This is a genomic window from Phocaeicola sp. RTP21198st1_B8_RTP21198_201120, from assembly GCF_040929485.1.
In the GTDB taxonomy this organism is placed as follows: Bacteria; Bacteroidota; Bacteroidia; order Bacteroidales; family Bacteroidaceae; genus Phocaeicola; species Phocaeicola dorei.
Genome location: NZ_JBCOCI010000166.1, coordinates 783 through 3617 on the forward strand (window position 1 = coordinate 783; position 2835 = coordinate 3617).

Genomic DNA, 2835 nt, shown 5'->3' on the forward strand with positions numbered 1-2835 from the left:
GTGCAGAAATATAACGTAGATCCGAAGTTGGCGGGAACGATTCCCGGATTGTTGCCGATTGGTGCGATTATCCTGACTCCGTTGTTCGGTTCGCTTTATGACCGTATCGGTAAGGGAGCCACATTGATGATAATCGGATCAGTGATGCTTATTTTTGTGCATACGATGTTTGCTCTGCCTATACTGAATATATGGTGGTTTGCTACTATCATCATGATTATATTGGGATTTGCCTTCTCGTTGGTGCCTTCAGCTATGTGGCCGTCTGTTCCGAAGATTATTCCGGAAAAACAGTTGGGTACCGCATACGCATTGATTTTCTGGGTACAGAACTGGGGATTGATGGGTGTTCCTTTGTTGATCGGATGGGTGTTGAATACTTATTGCAAAGGTCCGGTAGTAGACGGTGCACAGACTTATGACTACACGTTGCCGATGACTATTTTTGCTCTCTTTGGTGTACTTGCTCTGATTGTGGCTTTGATGTTGAAGGCAGAGAACAAGAAGAAGGGATACGGTCTGGAAGAGGCGAATATCCAAAAGTAACTGGGAAATTCAATACCTAAAGTAACAAAGGAATTGTGTATCAAGGTGTAAACAAAAGGGTATCAGTATGAATACTCTGAAATAAAAAATAAGAAGTATGGCTGCCAAAGAGAAAATCAACCTGTTAGAGGTCATTCCCTGTCGCAGTGAACATATTACAGCAGAAAGGGAAGGGGAGACAATTGTGCTCTCCTTTCCCCGTTTTAAATATCCGTGGATGCAACGCTTCCTTGTGCCGAAAGGAATGTCGAAAGAACTTCATGTGAAATTGGAAGAACACGGTACGGCTGTATGGGAACTGATAGATGGAAAACGCAATGTTCGTGAGATTATAGAAAAACTCGCAGACCATTTTCAAAATGAAGAGGGCTACGAGTCGCGTGTATCGGCTTATCTTTCTCAAATGCAGAAAGATGGATTTATAAAACTGGTGATACCAGTCGCATAAATAGGAATTTATATTTCACCACAGAGGACACGGAGGACACAGAGGTTTAATCTTTTTTATTCACTATAGAGTAACACAGAGTCTCACGTATTGAGAATCGTATTTATCGCTCTGTTTTACTTGCGGAAAGAGAGAGAAGAACTCTGTGTCCTCCTTTAGATTTGCACTGTGAAAAATAAAGGTTGAAATATTACCTTTGTGGTTAAAACAAGTTAACCAAGGAAAGCAGGTGACCCATTGTGTTCTCTAGGCAGAAGCCCTATCCACGGAATTAGTCCTTCTTTCCTTATCAGTTGAACAGATCCAATTAGAATTTTAGGTCGTTGGCCTATTAAAGGATATAGTTTGTTCAACCTATGGTTAACCCTTTAATAGTGCAAAAATATGGAAAAGAAATGGTTTATTGGCATTGACATCTCAAAAAAAACTTTGGATGTTGTTATTTACGTTCCTACAAAGAAACATGCGGACGAAACAAATTATGAACGCTTCTTAAACAAAGAAGAGGGCTACAAGTCTCTTCTTTGTTGGTTGAAAAAGAAGAACATGGCAAAGAAAAGGCTGGTCATTAGTATGGAAAATACGGGTATTTACAGTTTTGACTTATGCCTTTTTCTAGAAGCCGCATCCATCGATTACTGTTCTTTCAATCCTCTTCATTTAAAACGTTCCTTAGGTTTGGTACGTGGGAAAAATGACCGTGTAGATGCCGAAAGAATAGCCTATTTTGCTTATCTTCATCGGGATGAACTATCTTACTCTAAGCTGTCAGGGAGTTCAATTATCCGTTTGCGTGACTTTGCTGCAGAGAGAAAACGTTTTGTAAAGCAGCAAGCTGAATACAAAGGTTTTCTCACTGATAGAAAAGATTGTGAAATGACTTCTACCATTGAGCGCGCTGCCCATATGGTAAAGATACTGGATGAAGAAATTGCAAGTGTTGAAGAAGAAATGCTGCAAATTATCAATTCAGACCCATCTATTCTCCGAAATTATGAGCTCTTAAACAGTATTAAAGGTATTGGGACGATCAATGCGATGAATACAATCATACATACTAATAATTTTCAGGCATTTGAAACGGCACGTCAATATGCATGTTATTTAGGTATTGCTCCTTTTGAGCATTCTTCGGGAACAAGTATTAAAGGTAAAACAAGGGTTTATCCCACGGGAGCAAAACTATTGAAAGCGGATCTTTCACAAGCTGCTAATTCAGCGATTGTATGGGATAAGGAAATGAAAGAGTATTATGAAAGGAAAAGGAAGGAAGGGAAAGCTTATGGAGTAGTGCTAAATGCAGTCAAGTTTAAACTAGTAGGAAGAATGTTTGCTGTGGTCAAAAGGGGAACACCCTTTGTGGAGTTAATGACTTACAAAAAGTAAACGGACTGAAATAGCCCGTTTAACTTCTTTAACTGTTTTTTATAGGCCTATTATTTGCATAGGTCTTAGAATTCCGTGGCCTCTGTGGTGAACCCTAAAATTATCATTTATTAGCGGAGTTTTTCTTTTAAGAATTGTCCTGTATAACTTGCTCCGCAGGCGGCAACTTCTTCCGGAGTGCCCACTGCTACAATGTTTCCACCCTTATCTCCACCTTCCGGTCCGAGATCGATTACATAATCGGCACATTTGATGACATCCATATTATGTTCAATGATAACGATACTGTGTCCCCGGCGAATCAGTGCGTCGAAAGCATCCAGAAGTTTGCGAATATCATGGAAATGAAGTCCGGTAGTCGGCTCGTCAAAGATAAACATTGTGCGATAACTGTTTTCTTTTTGCAAAAACGTATGGAGGACGCTGAAGGAAATATTACGGCGAAGAGGGTAGGA

Annotated in this window: 3 protein-coding genes and 1 pseudogene; 3 read left to right on the plus strand and 1 reads right to left on the minus strand. The window is 40.0% G+C overall.

Going from position 1 to position 2835, the window contains the following annotated elements:
- The 3 genes from AB5935_RS23895 to AB5935_RS23905 all read left to right on the plus strand — a co-directional run.
- Positions 1 to 546: MFS transporter (locus AB5935_RS23895; RefSeq protein WP_368327650.1), on the plus strand; the 546-nt coding region annotated here is incomplete at its 5' end.
- Between the two features lie 97 nt (positions 547 to 643).
- The gene (locus tag AB5935_RS23900; RefSeq protein WP_004301892.1) at positions 644 to 994 is read left to right on the plus strand and encodes a PqqD family protein; all 351 of its coding nucleotides are present in this window, start codon (positions 644 to 646) and stop codon (positions 992 to 994) included.
- A gap of 384 nt (positions 995 to 1378) precedes the next feature.
- Entirely contained in the window at positions 1379 to 2380 is a 1002-nt protein-coding gene (locus AB5935_RS23905) for an IS110 family transposase (RefSeq protein ID WP_004297445.1), read from the plus strand.
- 110 nt (positions 2381 to 2490) lie between these two features.
- Here AB5935_RS23905 and AB5935_RS23910 read toward each other — a convergent pair.
- Positions 2491 to 2835, minus strand: a pseudogene (locus AB5935_RS23910) (hypothetical protein); the annotation flags it as partial.